The sequence below is a fragment of the Leeia oryzae DSM 17879 genome, from assembly GCF_000376945.1.
GTDB classification, from domain to species: domain Bacteria; phylum Pseudomonadota; class Gammaproteobacteria; order Burkholderiales; family Leeiaceae; genus Leeia; species Leeia oryzae.
Window position 1 is genome coordinate 95,752 of record NZ_AQXU01000023.1, and the last position, 13,764, is coordinate 109,515.

Consider the following 13,764-nt stretch of genomic DNA (forward strand, 5'->3'; position numbering starts at 1 on the left):
GCCATGGGCCATGTACCAGGTCTGTTGATTTGCGCCGGACGGCTTCATATTTAAAAGGATTCCGCAGTGTCTTCTATTGCTTCAGTACAAGAAATTATCCAGGAAATTCGTGCAGGACGCATGGTCGTACTGGTTGATGAAGAAGATCGGGAGAATGAAGGTGATCTGGTGATGGCGGCTGAGTTCGTCACGCCAGAAGCCATTAACTTCATGGCCAAATACGGGCGTGGCCTGATTTGCCTGACCCTGACGGAAGAGCGGGTCAATCATCTGGATCTGGCCATGATGGCTGCAAGAAACGGTACTCAGTTTGGGACTGCTTTCACTGTATCCATCGAGGCGGCAGAAGGTGTGACAACAGGTATTTCTGCAGCTGACCGGGCGCATACCATCAAGACAGCGGTTGCCAGAAATGCCAAAGCATCTGACATTGTGCAGCCAGGACATGTCTTTCCCCTGAAAGCCCAGAATGGTGGCGTGCTGGTACGTGCTGGCCATACGGAGGCTGGTTGTGATCTGGGCAAACTGGCTGGTGTTGAGCCTGCTGCGGTTATTTGTGAAATCATGAATGATGATGGCACGATGGCTCGCTTGCCCGAGTTGCTGGTGTTTGCTGAAACCCATGGTCTGAAGATCGGTACGATTGCCGATTTGATTCATTACCGGCACCAGACAGAAACCCTGGTTGAGCGCGTCGCCGAGAGAACCGTGCAAACACCTGCCGGGGAGTTCCAGCTGCTGGCATTCCGCGACAAATTATCCCGTCAGGTCCATCTGGCGCTTGTGAAAGGTGACATTGCACCCGAAGACGACGTGCTGGTCCGTGTGCACGAGCCGATTTCCTTGATCGACGCGCTGGATACTGGTGAGTCACGCCATTCATGGAGCCTGTATAAGGCGTTGGAAAAGATTCAGCAAGAAGGCAAGGGCGTTGCCTTGCTGTTGCATCGCCCTGAATCCGGGGATGATTTGCTGGCCAAGATTGTGCCTCCGGCAGAGCCGCGCAGCGGCAAATGGGATGCCAAGACATTCGGTATTGGCGCTCAAATTCTGTCCGAGATTGGGGTAAAGAAAATGCGTGTAATGGCGGCACCGATGAGACTGGCCAGCATGACCGGTTTTAACCTTGAGATTACCGGTTTTGTCTCCCATACGGAGTAAGCCGGGGTAAAATCGGGTATTGTGATTGAATTTTCAGGTGAATTTGGCTACATGCTATAATCACGAATTGGCGAATAAAATACGTTAAGGTTTGGATAATGACTCAATATGCTGGCTTGGTTGAAATTGCTAACGAACTGAATGGCGCCGGACTGAAAATCGGTGTAGTGATGAGCCGTTTCAATACCCCTGTGTGTGAGGGTCTGCTGTCTGCATGCCTGAAAGAACTGTTTGCCCTTGGTGTTAAAGCAGAAGATGTTACCTTGGCCACGGTTGCCGGTGCACTGGAGATTCCGCTGGTACTGCAAAAAATGGCTGCAACGGGTAAATTTGATGCCATGGTGGCATTGGGTGCCGTGATTCGTGGCGAAACCTACCACTTTGAACTGGTTTCCAACGAGTCAGGCTCCGCCATTACTCGTGTTGGTCTGGATGCGGGTATCCCGATCGCCAATGCAGTATTGACCACAGAAAATGATGAACAGGCAGAAGTTCGCATGCACGAAAAGGGTACCGATGCTGCCCGCGTTGCTGTCGAAATGGCATGCCTGCTGAAGAAAATAGCTTGAGTCTTAGCCTTTGGCTTTGAGATATCGAGTTTCCTGAACAATTGTTGTAATAGATAGTATTGGTTGTCTTACATGAGTCAAGTGCAAAAGAAAAGCGCGCGTCGTCGCAGCCGTGAACTGGTGGTTCAGGGTTTATACCAGTGGCAGTTTACAGACCACGATACGCTGAATATCGAATTGAACCTGCGTGATGAAGTTGAAGACTTCAATAAATGCGATATTCCAATGTTCAAAAGCTTGCTGTCTGGCTGTATTTCGAATGCTGAAACTCTGAAAGAAGAAATCGCTGCTTTTCTGGACCGTCCTTATGAAGAGATCAGCCCGGTAGAGCGTTCTGTATTATTATTGGCGACTTTCGAGTTTTCTCACCTGCTGGATGTGCCTTATCGTGTCGTGATTAACGAAGCGATTGAACTGGCCAAGACATTTGGCGGCACCGATGGGCACAAGTATGTCAATGGCGTGCTGGACAAACTGGCTGCCAAGTTGCGTGCCAATGAAGTGGGCGCACCTCGCTGAGCAAAAAGCAGGTTCCATTGTTCTTTGTATATCCGGACGACGATTGCTTTTTGTCTGTAAGCCAAGAGGCAAGTATGTTTTCCTTTCTCAGGATGTGCTAATCCTGTGTCTGAATTTGACTTAATCCGTCAATATTTTCACCGTTCGTCCCCTTCCGCTGATTTGGGGGTTGGGGACGACGCGGCCATTATTTCCGTTGGTGCAGGCAAACAACTGGTTGTATCAACCGATATGCTGGTTGAAGGCAGGCATTTCTTTGCTGATGTTGATCCATTTCTGCTGGGGCATAAATCGCTCGCGGTCAATTTGTCAGATATCGCTGCCATGGGTGCGACACCAAAATGGGCGACGCTGGCCATTGCACTTCCCAATGTCAATCATGACTGGCTGGCACGTTTTTCTGCTGGTTTTTTCGCGCTGGCGCAGCAGCATGGCGTAGACCTGGTTGGGGGGGACACAACAGGTGGACCGCTGACGATTTCTATCCAGATCATGGGGGAGGTCGACACGGGTTTGGCCATTTGTCGCCATACGGCCCAACCCATGGATGATATCTGGGTCAGCGGGTGTCTTGGGGATGCTGCTCTTGGTTTGCATGCATTGCAGGGCAAACTGGTGCTCAAAGATACGGAGCACCTTACCTTTTTGCGTGACCGGCTAGAAAGGCCTGTGCCGCGTTGTGAGCTGGGGCTGGCTTTGGTGGGTAAGGCAAATGCCATGCTGGATATTTCGGACGGTTTGGCGGGGGATCTGGGGCATATTGCCCAAAAATCCCATCTGACCGCCGAAGTAGATGTCAGCCTGGTTCCTGTATCGGATGTTGCTGCTGCCTATGAGGACTATGCGGGTTTCTGGCCGTGCATACTGGCCGGCGGGGATGATTATGAGCTATGTTTTACGGCGCCCTGCGAGCAGCGTGATGCGCTGCTTGAGGTGTCAGAACGGCTTAACATACGGCTAACCCGCATTGGTCGCATGCAGGCAGAGCCTGCGTCCCGTCCGGTTATCTGGACCCGGCATCATCAGCCAGTCCATATTGAGTTGCAAGCATTTGACCATTTTAGTCCGGCTGACAAAGCCGAAAGCTGAAACGCAAACGAGGTAACCGTATGACAAAGCCCAATCTTGCTTTTCTTTTACAACATCCCGCCCATTTTCTGGCCTTGGGGTTTGGTAGCGGCCTGGCACCTAAGGCACCTGGTACTTTTGGCTCGATCGCGGCTTGGCCATTTTATCTGCTGTTGATGATGTTCTTGTCACCCTTGCAGATTCTTGTGCTTTCCCTTCCTCTGTTTCTTCTAGGGGTCTACGTTTGTGGCAAAGCGGGCAAGGCCTTGGGTGTGGTCGACCATGGGGCCATTGTCTGGGATGAAATTGTCGCATGCGTATTGCTGTTTTCGGTCATCCCTCAAACCCTTGCTTCCCAATTGGCTGGCTTACTGCTATTCCGGTTTTTTGACATTCTCAAGCCGTGGCCTATTCGCTGGTTTGATCGTCACCTGAAAAGCGGTTTTGGCGTGATGTGGGATGATATTGTTGCTGCGATCATGGCTTGGGTTGTTTTCCTGATCGGGCATATGGTGTTTGTGCGCCAGTTTACAGTTTAAGAATGAATTAGGTCATCATGTCTCAACACGCGTTTTCTCCTGATAAAAATACCCACCTTTCACCGGCAGCCTGGTATGGCGCTACATTGCAGCAGCGCGGGTTTCATGCAGATGAAGCACAGGCCACCGCCATTGCCCAGCTGGAAGCGCTCTATCAGGAATTGCTGGTGTTCCGGCAGAAGCGTCATCGCACATTTGCCGCCATTCTGCCTTCGCCAAAACTGCCCAAAGGGCTGTATATGTGGGGTGGTGTTGGCAGGGGCAAGAGTTTCCTGATGGATGCCTTCTTTACCTGTCTGCCTTACAAGCGCAAAGTCCGGTTGCATTTCCACCATTTCATGTTCGATATCCATGCCGAGCTGAAAGCGTTAAAAGGCGAGGCAGATCCGCTGATTACGGTTGCGGATAAACTGGCCAAAAAATATCGGGTCATCTGTTTTGATGAGTTTCATGTATCTGACATTGCTGATGCCATGATTCTGGGGCGTCTGATGTCTGCCTTGTTTGAGCGTGGCGTGATTTTTGTCATGACATCAAATTACCCGCCTGATCAGCTGTACCCTAATGGATTGAAGCGTGAGAATTTTCTTCCGACCATTGATCTGCTGAACCGGGAATTAAACGTGCTGAATGTGGATGGTGGACAGGATTACCGGCTACGGTCCCTGACCAAGATCCCGGTGTATTTGCCGACTCAGGCCAGCGAGACCCAACAGCAGCTGGAAGAGATTTTTTCATCTGTCGCCACGGGTAAAGCACTAAAACCGGTGCTGCATATTGAAGGACGGACATTACACCCGCTCAAGCTAGCACCCGGGGTTGTCTGGTTTGATTTTGCAACATTGTGTAAAAGTGCCAGATCGCAGGTGGATTATCTGGAATTGGCGCGGTCTAACCATACAATCATCTTGTCTTCTGTTCCACGCATGACATCGTCCATGTCTTCAGAAGCCCGGCGTTTTACCTGGCTTGTGGATGTTTGCTACGACCAGCGTGTAAAACTCTTTATTTCTGCCGATGTACCCGCCAGCGAGCTCTATACTGAAGGTAGTTTTGCTAATGAGTTCTTCCGCACGATTAGCCGGCTGGAAGAAATGCAAAGCAAAGAATATCTGGCATTGGCTCATCTGGGTTAAGTAGTGTGTAGCAGCACCCGGTTTATGAAGTGTTTGCAATGCGGCCTATCCGGTATGGCCTGGTATGAATAGGGATGCAGCGTCAAAGCTTGAGGAATGGCTATGTTAACGAATGATAATCTACTCGTGGAACGCCCAAGATTGTTGATCGTGGATGATTCGCGCATGGTCCGGGCATCTCTGAAAAAACATCTTGCAGATACATATGACCTGCTGGAAGAGGCGGACGGTGAGGCAGGGTGGGCACGCTTGACGCTGGATAACATGATTCAGCTGGTGATCAGTGATGTATCCATGCCCAAACTGGATGGCCATGCCTTGTTACAGCGCATCCGCTCATCTGAAGACCAGAGAATCCGCCGGGTACCTGTCATCATCATTTCCGGAGATGACGATGATGATGCAAAAAGTCATGCCGTATCGCTTGGGGCGAGTGATTTCATTACCAAATCTACAGATCAGGTTGAGCTCCTGGCTCGCATCCAGTCGAATCTTGCCCGTTCAACCGCAGAAAAAGAATTGGTCGAGGCGCAGAAAACCATTGCGGAAGATGCGACGACGGATGCTGTAACAGGGCTTTTTACAAGAAACAGCCTGATCAAGCAAGGCGACAAGCTGCTTGCCTATACTCGCAGGCATGATCAGGCCATGTCTGTTCTCTCGTTGACAATAGACCGGTTTGACGAGCTTTTAAACCGTTACCCGGAAGCCGTCTGTAACAAGATACTGCAACTGGTGGGCAAAATGCTGACTGGCAAGCTGCGTGGTGAAGACGTGGTGGCCCGTTGTGAGGATCAGCACTTTGTCATCGTGTTGCCGGTTGCGTCTTTGAATCAGGCACTGATTGCGGCTGACCGGATTTGCCAGTCTACCAGTGCCGCCAAAATCACCTTTAAAGGCGATACCATCAAATTGTCCTGTAGCATTGGTGTGGCTAGCCGGGATCAGATCGAGAAAGAACATGATTTCTTAAGTTTGTTATCGCTGGCGGTCGCCAGACGTAAACATGCACAAGATCAGGGGGGTAACTGGATTGAGGCAAATCTGGCAGTTGAAGTGGCCTCCACGGAGCCAGCTCCACTGCTGCCAATGTCTGCTGAGAACACAGTCAGTCCGGATGCGGGCCAGATCGAGTCTGACAATATCAAAATCCAGCAAGCCATTGACTGGCTAACGGCAGGCAGGCATGAAGAGGTTATTGCACACATGCCAGCACTCTTCCACGAGCTGCTGCCACTCTTGGAGCTCATGAATGCATATTATGGTTTGGGTTTGCCGCTCGATGCGGCCAGACAGAAAATGCAAAACAACAGTTGATGTGTGTGACGTCTGGTTGAAAAAAATACCCCGGAGAATCATGTCTACCGGGGTATTTTTATGGTGCTGTACTGGCAGCGACAGGCTTGGGTGGTATTAACTTCTTTGCTGGTTTAGCTGAAGCCGCACTTTCTTTCTGCTGCTTACTAATTGTTTTTTGCTGCTGTACTGGCAAGGCTTTGTATTTCAGGTATTGTTCCCGGGCTTTTTTGCGTTGCTCGGGGGTCATGGCTACCCATTGCTTTAGCCTCTTTTGCAGTCTTTCTTGCTGTTCTTTCGGCAGAGAGTCATATCGCGAAGCAATACCCAGCATGCTGTTGCGTTGATGCTCTCCCAGTTTTCCCCAGTCATTGGCCAGCGGTGCTAGCACCGATTTTTGCTTACTGGTCAGTTGGGACCAGGATGCCGGCGCTTCTGGCGTGACGGCCACAGCTAAGCCAGACCACAAGCCAAGCACCAATATCAGGAAGGATTGCGTGTATCTTCTAGCCATTTGGAAAACTGTTCATCCAGATATGCGTGAGGTGGAAGCTCATCAGTTAATAATTGAGTATCGACGTCAACTTGGTCTTGGGTGTCCTGAGCGGTCATCCACCAGCCCGCCCCAATCGCCAGTGTGAGCAGACAAGCGCTCGCAGAATAGGCAAACGGGTGTTGTGCCAGATGCAGGACGTGGGAAACTTTCCACCATGTACTGCGTTCTTCTGCCGGTTTGTATTGGCTGAGGGCGGATTGTCTTGCTGTGGCCAGACGCAATTGCAAGCGCTCGGATTCATTCTCAAGGCGATGATCCAGCGCGGCTTTTACTAGCCGGGCTGTGTGCTGATGCGAATCAGTCATGATCTGTCTCCTTGATGCCATGTTCCGATAGCCATTGTGTCAGACTGGCATTGGCCCTGGCACAGTGTGTTTTTACGCTGCCTTCCGAGCACCCCATCAGGGCGGCCGTGGTGGCAACATCGTGTTCTTCCCAGTAACGGAGCAGGAATGCTTCTCGCTGTCGTGCTGGCAGCCGGGCTAAGCCGGCTTCAATAATGTTGATGGTTTGCTGGTTACCCAGCATCTTGCGCGGATCTTGCCCGTAGGAAGACTCACTTTCAACGGTGGATAGCAGGTCCACTTCATCATCATCGTCTTCTTTGGTGAAGAGACTGAACGGCAGTACCCAGAAATTCCGGACCTTTTGCCGACGATGGTGATCGGTAATCACGTTTTGCAATATACGATGAAAAAGCATGGGTAGCTCTTCCACCGGTTTGTCCTGGTATTTGTCTACCAGCTTCAGCATGGCATCCTGAACCAGGTCTAGCGCAGTATCTTCATGCTGTACGGCTAATCGTGCGTGTCTGTAGGCGCGTTTTTCTATATCAACAAGAAATTGCGACAGTTCTGCTCTACTAGCCATTTGGCAAGGCCTTCTGGCAACAATCTGATGTTTCTTTGTCTTTTAAACGTAACACAATAAATCCGGTTGACATGAAATTAAGATAATAGTGATTTACATAAACTTTTCAAGAGGCCGAATAGTATGAGCTTTGCCGGTTTTTGGCTATCAAAACATAATAGGCCATGCGGGTGTTGTTGTCAGGGGCAACAAGGTAAAATGTCATACTTAATGTCATGTATGGACCCAAGTCCATTCGTGTGTAGTAGAGGCCAAAAAGATGAGGTGCACCAGCCGCAGGGGCGGCCATGGTGTGACCACATCATACAGACAAGTTAGGTAGAGCGGGTGTCAGATACAATCGTCAATATTTATACCGATGGGGCCTGTAAGGGCAATCCGGGCCCTGGCGGGTGGGGCGCCATTTTGTGCTACGGCGCTTCCCGAAAAGAGATTTTTGGCGGAGAGCCGGAAACGACCAACAACCGGATGGAAATGACAGCGGTCATCGAGTCGTTAAGCTTGCTAAAACGCCCTTGCACGATTCATATCCACACTGACTCGCAATATGTCTTGAAAGGCATGAGTGAATGGTTGAAGGGCTGGAAAGCCAGGGGCTGGAAAACAGCGTCCAAAGAACCGGTGAAGAATGTGGATCTCTGGCAAAAACTGGATGCGCTGGTACAAACGCATGATGTGACCTGGCATTGGGTCAAGGGCCATGCGGGCCATCCCATGAATGAAAGAGCAGATGAACTGGCTAATCAGGGCGTCGCCTCCCTCGGCTGATATCAAAACGGGTGCGGGACGAGGTAACGGTCCGCACTTGGGTTCACTGGATAATAATTTACGTAAAGAGCACCAAACATGCGTCAAATTGTACTGGATACAGAAACAACCGGCCTGGACCATAAGCAAGGCAACCGGATTCTTGAACTGGCCTGTGTAGAGCTTTCTGATCGCAGGCTAACGAACCGGCATTTGCACTTGTACATCAATCCGGAACGGGAATCGGAAGAGGGGGCATTGCGTGTCCACGGCATTACCAGCGAGTTTCTGGCTGACAAACCCAAATTTGCAGAGATTGTGGATGATTTTATCCGCTTTGTAGAGGGTGCCGAGTTAGTGATTCACAATGCACCGTTTGACATTGGCTTCCTGAATGCAGAGCTGTCGCGCCTGGGCAAACCATTGATTGCGGATATCTGTCCATCAGTATTGGATACATTGGCCATGGCGAAGGATCTGCGTCCTGGCAAGCGAAACAATCTGGATGCGTTGTGTCGGGATTACGGCATTGATAACTCTAACCGTACTTTGCACGGCGCGTTACTGGATGCGGAGCTGCTGGCGGATGTATATCTGCAAATGACGCGTGGCCAGGATAGCCTGGTGATGGACCTGGAGGGTGAAAAAACCGTTCAGCTAACGGGGGACATGGTCATTGATCTGAAAGCACGACCCAAGGTCAGGCAGATCCGTGAAGACGAGATCCAGGCTCATCAGGAATACCTTGAAGGGCTGGAAAAAGCCAATAAAGCACCTTCTGTATGGGTGCAACTGTTGACGCCTCCTGCCGCAGAAGCCGAGGCATGAAGACTGGCACGCGATTTGTCGGCCTTGTACCTGCAGCCGGTGTGGGTAGCCGGATGAATGCGGACAGACCCAAGCAATATTTGCTGGTGAAACAGCATCCGGTGTTATGGCATACGGTCAATGCATTGCTGGCGGATCGTCGTATAGAACAAGTCGTGGTAGTGATCGCCCCGGATGACCCTTGGTTTGACCGGTTTGACTGGTCTGGCCTGCCCGGCATGCAGGTGGTTCGATGTGGTGGGGCCAGCAGGGCTGAGAGTGTTCGTAATGGTTTGCGGTACCTTGCGAATGACTACGCGTCATCGGACTGGGTGCTGGTTCACGATGCAGCCCGTCCATGTCTGGGGTACGATCATCTTAAATCTCTGATGGATACGCTGCACCAGCACGATGTGGGCGGGATTCTGGCGGTGCCGGTGCCGGATACAGTCAAGCAGAGCAGGGATGGTGTACTGATTTCTGCCACGGTACCAAGAGCTGACTTGTGGCTGGCACAGACGCCGCAAATGTTCCACTTGGGTATGCTGTCTGCCGCACATGCTGGTGATTTGTCTGCCATTACCGATGAAGCCTCCGCGATGGAGCAGGCCGGTTTTGTGCCGGCGCTGGTTCTTGGGAGCCGTAACAACCTGAAAGTGACTTTCCCTGAAGATTTGCAAGTGGTTGAAGCACTCTTAACGTAAAACGCACAGGAGTAACCCCATGAAATGGGATGAAATGCGTCGCAGTGACGAAGTGGAAGACCGTCGGGACGAGCGCGGTGGTTTTGGCCTTGGGGGTGGCGGCGGGTTTTCCGGCTTTGGCGGGTTTCGCTTGAGCGGTACAGCCATCATTATTGTCATTGTGGTGAGCGTGTTGCTTGGCAAGAACCCGTTAGTGATTCTTTCATATTTGCAGGGCGGTAGCCCGGTTCAGGTTACTCAGCATGCGGCACCGACACAGGCTAAAGCGCCTCCAGTAGAGGATCAGACCGCGCAGATGGTACGCGCAGTACTGGGCGATACCGAGGATGTCTGGGGAAAACTGTTTGCGGAGGCGGGCAAAACCTATACGCGCCCCCGATTGGTATTATTTCGCGGCGCTGTTCAGTCTGCTTGCGGGCGTGCGACCTCTGCGGTGGGGCCCTTTTATTGTTCCGGAGATCAAAAGGTTTTTATTGATCTCGAATTCTTTGATGAATTGCATCAGCGTTTTGGTGCGCCGGGGGATTTTGCGCAAGCGTATGTCATTGCACATGAAGTAGGTCACCACGTACAGAATCTGATAGGCGTGACTCAGCAAGTGGCCGAAAAAGGCGATGGTGCCTCTGAGAAAGTCCGCAATGCGCTTTCTGTAAGACAAGAGCTGCAAGCAGATTGCTTTGCCGGAGTATGGGGGCATTCTGCCCAGTCCAGAAACCTGCTGGAAGCGGGTGATCTCGATGAGGCACTACGGGCTGCCAACGCAATTGGTGATGATCGGCTGCAGCAAGAGGCTCAAGGACACGTATCACCGGACTCGTTTACCCATGGAACCTCTGCACAGCGGATTCATTGGTTTAAGGTCGGGTTTGAATCCGGTCAGATCAGTCAGTGCAACACGTTCAAGGTTGCACATTTATAAGTGAATCCAGTGCAGGCTAAAACGTGTCTTTCCACTGACGTAGCAGGGTAAAGACGTCTGTGGCATCTTGAGGCGATTGATAGGAATGCTGACTGACTGCGTATTCAACCTCTGGGGTGTGGCATCGCAGGAATGGATTGGTCGCTTTTTCCAGAGAGAGTAACGATGGAATCGTGGGTTGCAGTTGCTCGCGTTTGTGGGAATCGGCAGCGATCCGCTGCTTTAGCTGCTGATTATCCGGCATGACCGCAAGTGCAAACTTCAAATTGGCCAGCGTGTATTCATGAGCACAGCAGATCTGGGTGTCATCCGGCAATTGGCTGATTTTCTGCAAAGACTGATAAAAAGAACGCGCATCCCCATCAAAAATACGGCCGCAGCCAGCACCAAACAGCGTGTCGCCGCAAAATAACCAGGGACTCAGGTGATAGGCGATATGATCACCGGTATGTCCTGGAACATTCAGGACGCGGCAAGGATGTCCCAGAATCTCCAGGTGGTCTGGCTCTGTGACCGCTATGGTCCTAAAACCGGTAAATCGTTCGCTACCCGGTGCGTAGACCTGTGCAGATGGATACTCTTCTCGCAATTTCATGATGCCGGCAGTATGATCACCATGATGGTGTGTGCAAAGAATGGCATCCAGACTCAAGTGATGCGCTTGCAAGAAATGAAGTACCTGCGCTGTTTCACCGGGGTCGACGACAACTGCGTGCACATTATCATGAACAAGCCAGATATAATTATCATTCAAGGCAGGTAAGGTAACGAGAGTCAACATGGCGGAATGGTCTGGAAAAAGTTCATCGTTATCCATGCAGCAGTGGGCAGACTGGCTTGCCAGTCCCTTGGGCCAATATCTGCTGTCAGTAGAAGCTCACTGGTTTTGCAATACCATGGAAAACCAGTACGGGTACACCGCAATTCAATTGGGTACCACACAGGTCAATTTACTCGCTACCTGTAAAATCCGTCAACGAATATTAGCGGGGCAAGGGCAGGGCGTGCATGTGGTTGCAGACCCGCTGAACATGCCGTTTGCCAGCAGCAGCGTGGATGTGCTGGTCTTGCCGCATGTACTGGATTTTAGTGCTGATCCGCATCAGGTCCTGAGAGAGGCGCAGCGTGTTCTGGTGCCGGAAGGACGCATCCTGATTTCCGGTTTTAACCCGTTCAGTCTCTGGGGTGCGCGGCGCTGGCTCGGAAAACGCAACATTCCCTGGGCAGGCAATTTTATCCGTTTACCCAGGGTCAAAGACTGGTTATCGCTGCTGAATTTCCGCATTCGGACCAGTGCGATGGGGGCTTACATTCCACCTTCAAAACAGCGTCAATGGCAAAAGCGGTTTATGCGGCTGGAATCGGCCGGAGACCGCTGGTGGCCGGGTCTGGGCGCCATTTATTTTCTGGAAGCGACCAAGCAGGTGTATGGCATGCGGCTAACCGGCTTGCTAGAGCGCCAAGGTATTCGGCAGACCAGACCTTCCAGATTAAAGCTGGTGACCGGAAAACATGAATTACCCGTTTCCAGACTGATTTCCGAGCAGTTTTCACCGCAGGATACAACCCTCAGTCCGGATGAATAGAGCTTCCGCCCGTTTATCTATGCGGCTTCTGTGGTTTCCCTGATCAGTTTGTCCCGGTTTCTAAGGGCAGGGAACAAATACATCCAGGTACTCACAATCAGCAATGTTCCGATTCCGCCCAATACAACCGCCGGTATGGGGCCAAACCAGGCTGCTGTCAATCCGGACTCAAACTCACCCAGTTCATTGGATGTACCGATAAAAATGGCATTGACCGCGCTGACACGGCCACGCATTTCGTCCGGTGTTTCCAGTTGCACCAACGTGGTACGGACCACCACGCTGATCATGTCGGACGCGCCAAGCCCAACCAGTGCCAGGTAAGAAACCGGGAACCAGCTGGAAAGACCGAACGCGATGGTACAAAGCCCAAATACAGCCACGGCGTAGAACATCTTCTTACCAACCCGTTTTTGCAGTGGATGCTTGGCCAGATACAGTGACATCAGCAACGCGCCAACGGCAGGTGCCGACCTTAGCAGACCTAGCCCCCATGGTCCTGTGTGCAGGATATCCTTGGCAAAAATGGGGAGCAGGGCCGTTGCACCACCCAGCAAAACCGAAAACAGATCCAGCGAGATAGCCCCCAGAATGACTGGTCGCTGACGGATAAAGGCAATCCCGCCCAGAATGGCTTCTACGGTCACTTTACGGGTGGCATGCACAATCGCCGTCATGGTCTGCATGCGGAAGATCAGGAACGAGGCACTCAGGTAACAAAAGGCGCTCAATCCGTACACCCAGTCTGCACCGATTGCATATAGGAAACCACCCATGGCTGGACCGCCAATCACGGCGACTTCGCGCCCGGCACTACTGAGCGCCATGGCCTGGGGGTAATGCTCCGGGGTGACCAGGTTTGGCAACATGGATTGGGTTGCAGGAAATTCAAACGCTCTTGCCGTACCAAGCAAGCTAGCGGCGGCATATAGCCAATATTCATTTAGCGAATTGCTGTGGGTGCCGATCGCAATCAGTGCAATGGCCAAGCCTTCAATCAACTGGCAGATGAACACAATCCGTTTGCGATCAAAATGATCGACAAAGAAACCGGCTGGTAACGTAAACACCAGTTGTGGCAGAAATTGCGCAAGCCCCATGAGGCCGAGGCTCATCGGACTACCGGTAAGATAATAAATCTGCCAACCCATGGCGACGACCACCATTTGGCGGGCGATAGTCGACAGGATTTGTGCAGACCAGAATTTGCGATAATTGGTGTATTGCTTGAGTAAGTGCAACAGCATGGGCGGGAAATCCGTCAATGGGTTTGGAGATAAGCGATAT

The 13,764-nt window shown here is 51.5% G+C and carries 17 protein-coding genes; 12 read left to right on the forward strand and 5 right to left on the reverse strand.

The annotated features are described in order from the left end of the window. Positions 1-66 precede the first annotated feature (66 nt). The 7 genes from ribBA (at position 67) to F552_RS0110415 (ending at position 6,309) form a co-directional block, all read left to right on the forward strand. Entirely contained in the window at positions 67-1,161 is a 1,095-nt protein-coding gene (ribBA, locus tag F552_RS0110385; RefSeq protein ID WP_018151674.1) for a bifunctional 3,4-dihydroxy-2-butanone-4-phosphate synthase/GTP cyclohydrolase II, read from the forward strand. Positions 1,162-1,259: 98 nt separating this feature from the next. Next, complete coding sequence (gene ribH / locus F552_RS0110390) at positions 1,260-1,730, forward strand: 6,7-dimethyl-8-ribityllumazine synthase (protein WP_018151675.1); 471 nt, start codon at positions 1,260-1,262, stop codon at positions 1,728-1,730. A gap of 72 nt (positions 1,731-1,802) precedes the next feature. After that, positions 1,803-2,249, forward strand: coding sequence for a transcription antitermination factor NusB (gene nusB / locus F552_RS0110395; protein WP_018151676.1), 447 nt, complete (start codon positions 1,803-1,805; stop codon positions 2,247-2,249). A 105-nt stretch (positions 2,250-2,354) separates the two neighbouring features. Further along, positions 2,355-3,338 carry a thiamine-phosphate kinase gene (thiL, locus tag F552_RS0110400; protein ID WP_018151677.1) on the forward strand — a complete coding sequence of 328 codons (984 nt, stop codon included), beginning with the start codon at positions 2,355-2,357 and terminating at the stop codon, positions 3,336-3,338. Positions 3,339-3,358: 20 nt separating this feature from the next. After that, positions 3,359-3,856, forward strand: a complete 498-nt coding sequence (locus F552_RS0110405; RefSeq protein ID WP_018151678.1) for a phosphatidylglycerophosphatase A family protein — start codon at positions 3,359-3,361, stop codon at positions 3,854-3,856. Between the two features lie 17 nt (positions 3,857-3,873). Next, complete coding sequence (zapE, locus tag F552_RS0110410) at positions 3,874-4,992, forward strand: cell division protein ZapE (RefSeq protein WP_018151679.1); 1,119 nt, start codon at positions 3,874-3,876, stop codon at positions 4,990-4,992. A 102-nt stretch (positions 4,993-5,094) separates the two neighbouring features. Further along, the gene (locus F552_RS0110415) at positions 5,095-6,309 is read left to right on the forward strand and encodes a diguanylate cyclase (RefSeq protein ID WP_018151680.1); all 1,215 of its coding nucleotides are present in this window, start codon (positions 5,095-5,097) and stop codon (positions 6,307-6,309) included. A 58-nt stretch (positions 6,310-6,367) separates the two neighbouring features. Here F552_RS0110415 and F552_RS19080 read toward each other — a convergent pair whose 3' ends face one another. Genes F552_RS19080 through F552_RS0110430 form a run of 3 tightly spaced genes read right to left on the reverse strand, consistent with a single transcriptional unit; the run spans position 6,368 to position 7,714 of the window. Further along, positions 6,368-6,802: a DUF3106 domain-containing protein gene (locus F552_RS19080; RefSeq protein WP_083917479.1), complete on the reverse strand. Its 435-nt coding sequence runs from the start codon at positions 6,800-6,802 to the stop codon at positions 6,368-6,370. Further along, positions 6,772-7,149 (reverse strand): DUF3619 family protein, encoded by a 378-nt coding sequence (locus F552_RS0110425; protein ID WP_018151682.1) that lies wholly within the window; start codon positions 7,147-7,149, stop codon positions 6,772-6,774. Before F552_RS0110425 ends, F552_RS19080 begins: the two co-directional genes overlap by 31 nt. Next, positions 7,142-7,714, reverse strand: a complete 573-nt coding sequence (locus F552_RS0110430; RefSeq protein ID WP_018151683.1) for an RNA polymerase sigma factor — start codon at positions 7,712-7,714, stop codon at positions 7,142-7,144. The genes F552_RS0110425 and F552_RS0110430 overlap by 8 nt, the downstream gene beginning before the upstream one ends. A 327-nt stretch (positions 7,715-8,041) precedes the next feature. On the opposite strand from F552_RS0110430, the gene rnhA reads away from it, so the two are divergent. From rnhA to ypfJ, 4 genes are all read left to right on the forward strand, one after another. Further along, positions 8,042-8,482, forward strand: a complete 441-nt coding sequence (rnhA, locus tag F552_RS0110435; protein ID WP_018151684.1) for a ribonuclease HI — start codon at positions 8,042-8,044, stop codon at positions 8,480-8,482. Between the two features lie 78 nt (positions 8,483-8,560). Then, the gene (gene dnaQ, locus F552_RS19085; RefSeq protein ID WP_018151685.1) at positions 8,561-9,289 is read left to right on the forward strand and encodes a DNA polymerase III subunit epsilon; all 729 of its coding nucleotides are present in this window, start codon (positions 8,561-8,563) and stop codon (positions 9,287-9,289) included. After that, positions 9,286-9,972: a 2-C-methyl-D-erythritol 4-phosphate cytidylyltransferase gene (gene ispD, locus F552_RS0110445; protein WP_018151686.1), complete on the forward strand. Its 687-nt coding sequence runs from the start codon at positions 9,286-9,288 to the stop codon at positions 9,970-9,972. The genes dnaQ and ispD overlap by 4 nt, the downstream gene beginning before the upstream one ends. A 19-nt stretch (positions 9,973-9,991) precedes the next feature. Beyond that, a complete protein-coding gene (ypfJ, locus tag F552_RS0110450) occupies positions 9,992-10,891 on the forward strand; it encodes a KPN_02809 family neutral zinc metallopeptidase (RefSeq protein WP_018151687.1) in 900 nt (299 codons plus the stop codon). Positions 10,892-10,907: 16 nt separating this feature from the next. Here ypfJ and gloB read toward each other — a convergent pair whose 3' ends face one another. Then, the gene (gene gloB, locus F552_RS0110455; protein WP_018151688.1) at positions 10,908-11,708 is read right to left on the reverse strand and encodes a hydroxyacylglutathione hydrolase; all 801 of its coding nucleotides are present in this window, start codon (positions 11,706-11,708) and stop codon (positions 10,908-10,910) included. Between gloB and F552_RS19090 the strand changes: the two genes are divergently transcribed. Then, positions 11,707-12,477 (forward strand): class I SAM-dependent methyltransferase, encoded by a 771-nt coding sequence (locus F552_RS19090; RefSeq protein ID WP_018151689.1) that lies wholly within the window; start codon positions 11,707-11,709, stop codon positions 12,475-12,477. The two genes, gloB and F552_RS19090, sit on opposite strands and share 2 nt — an antisense overlap. A 17-nt stretch (positions 12,478-12,494) precedes the next feature. On the opposite strand, the gene F552_RS0110465 is transcribed toward F552_RS19090, so the two are convergent. Then, positions 12,495-13,724: an MFS transporter gene (locus tag F552_RS0110465; RefSeq protein ID WP_018151690.1), complete on the reverse strand. Its 1,230-nt coding sequence runs from the start codon at positions 13,722-13,724 to the stop codon at positions 12,495-12,497. Positions 13,725-13,764 lie beyond the last annotated feature (40 nt).

Excerpts from the sequence above, each read along its gene's own strand:
- zapE (WP_018151679.1), top strand. The coding sequence starts at position 3,874 with ATGTCTCAACACGCGTTTTCTCCTGATAAAAATACCCACCTTTCACCG.
- F552_RS19080 (WP_083917479.1), bottom strand. The coding sequence starts at position 6,802 with ATGGCTAGAAGATACACGCAATCCTTCCTGATATTGGTGCTTGGCTTG.
- ypfJ (WP_018151687.1), top strand. The coding sequence starts at position 9,992 with ATGAAATGGGATGAAATGCGTCGCAGTGACGAAGTGGAAGACCGTCGG.
- F552_RS0110415 (WP_018151680.1), top strand. The coding sequence starts at position 5,095 with ATGTTAACGAATGATAATCTACTCGTGGAACGCCCAAGATTGTTGATC.
- F552_RS0110405 (WP_018151678.1), top strand. The coding sequence starts at position 3,359 with ATGACAAAGCCCAATCTTGCTTTTCTTTTACAACATCCCGCCCATTTT.
- F552_RS0110425 (WP_018151682.1), bottom strand. The coding sequence starts at position 7,149 with ATGACTGATTCGCATCAGCACACAGCCCGGCTAGTAAAAGCCGCGCTG.
- nusB (WP_018151676.1), top strand. The coding sequence starts at position 1,803 with ATGAGTCAAGTGCAAAAGAAAAGCGCGCGTCGTCGCAGCCGTGAACTG.
- F552_RS0110465 (WP_018151690.1), bottom strand. The coding sequence starts at position 13,724 with ATGCTGTTGCACTTACTCAAGCAATACACCAATTATCGCAAATTCTGG.
- gloB (WP_018151688.1), bottom strand. The coding sequence starts at position 11,708 with ATGGATAACGATGAACTTTTTCCAGACCATTCCGCCATGTTGACTCTC.
- F552_RS0110430 (WP_018151683.1), bottom strand. The coding sequence starts at position 7,714 with ATGGCTAGTAGAGCAGAACTGTCGCAATTTCTTGTTGATATAGAAAAA.
- ispD (WP_018151686.1), top strand. The coding sequence starts at position 9,286 with ATGAAGACTGGCACGCGATTTGTCGGCCTTGTACCTGCAGCCGGTGTG.
- ribH (WP_018151675.1), top strand. The coding sequence starts at position 1,260 with ATGACTCAATATGCTGGCTTGGTTGAAATTGCTAACGAACTGAATGGC.
- F552_RS19090 (WP_018151689.1), top strand. The coding sequence starts at position 11,707 with ATGCAGCAGTGGGCAGACTGGCTTGCCAGTCCCTTGGGCCAATATCTG.
- dnaQ (WP_018151685.1), top strand. The coding sequence starts at position 8,561 with ATGCGTCAAATTGTACTGGATACAGAAACAACCGGCCTGGACCATAAG.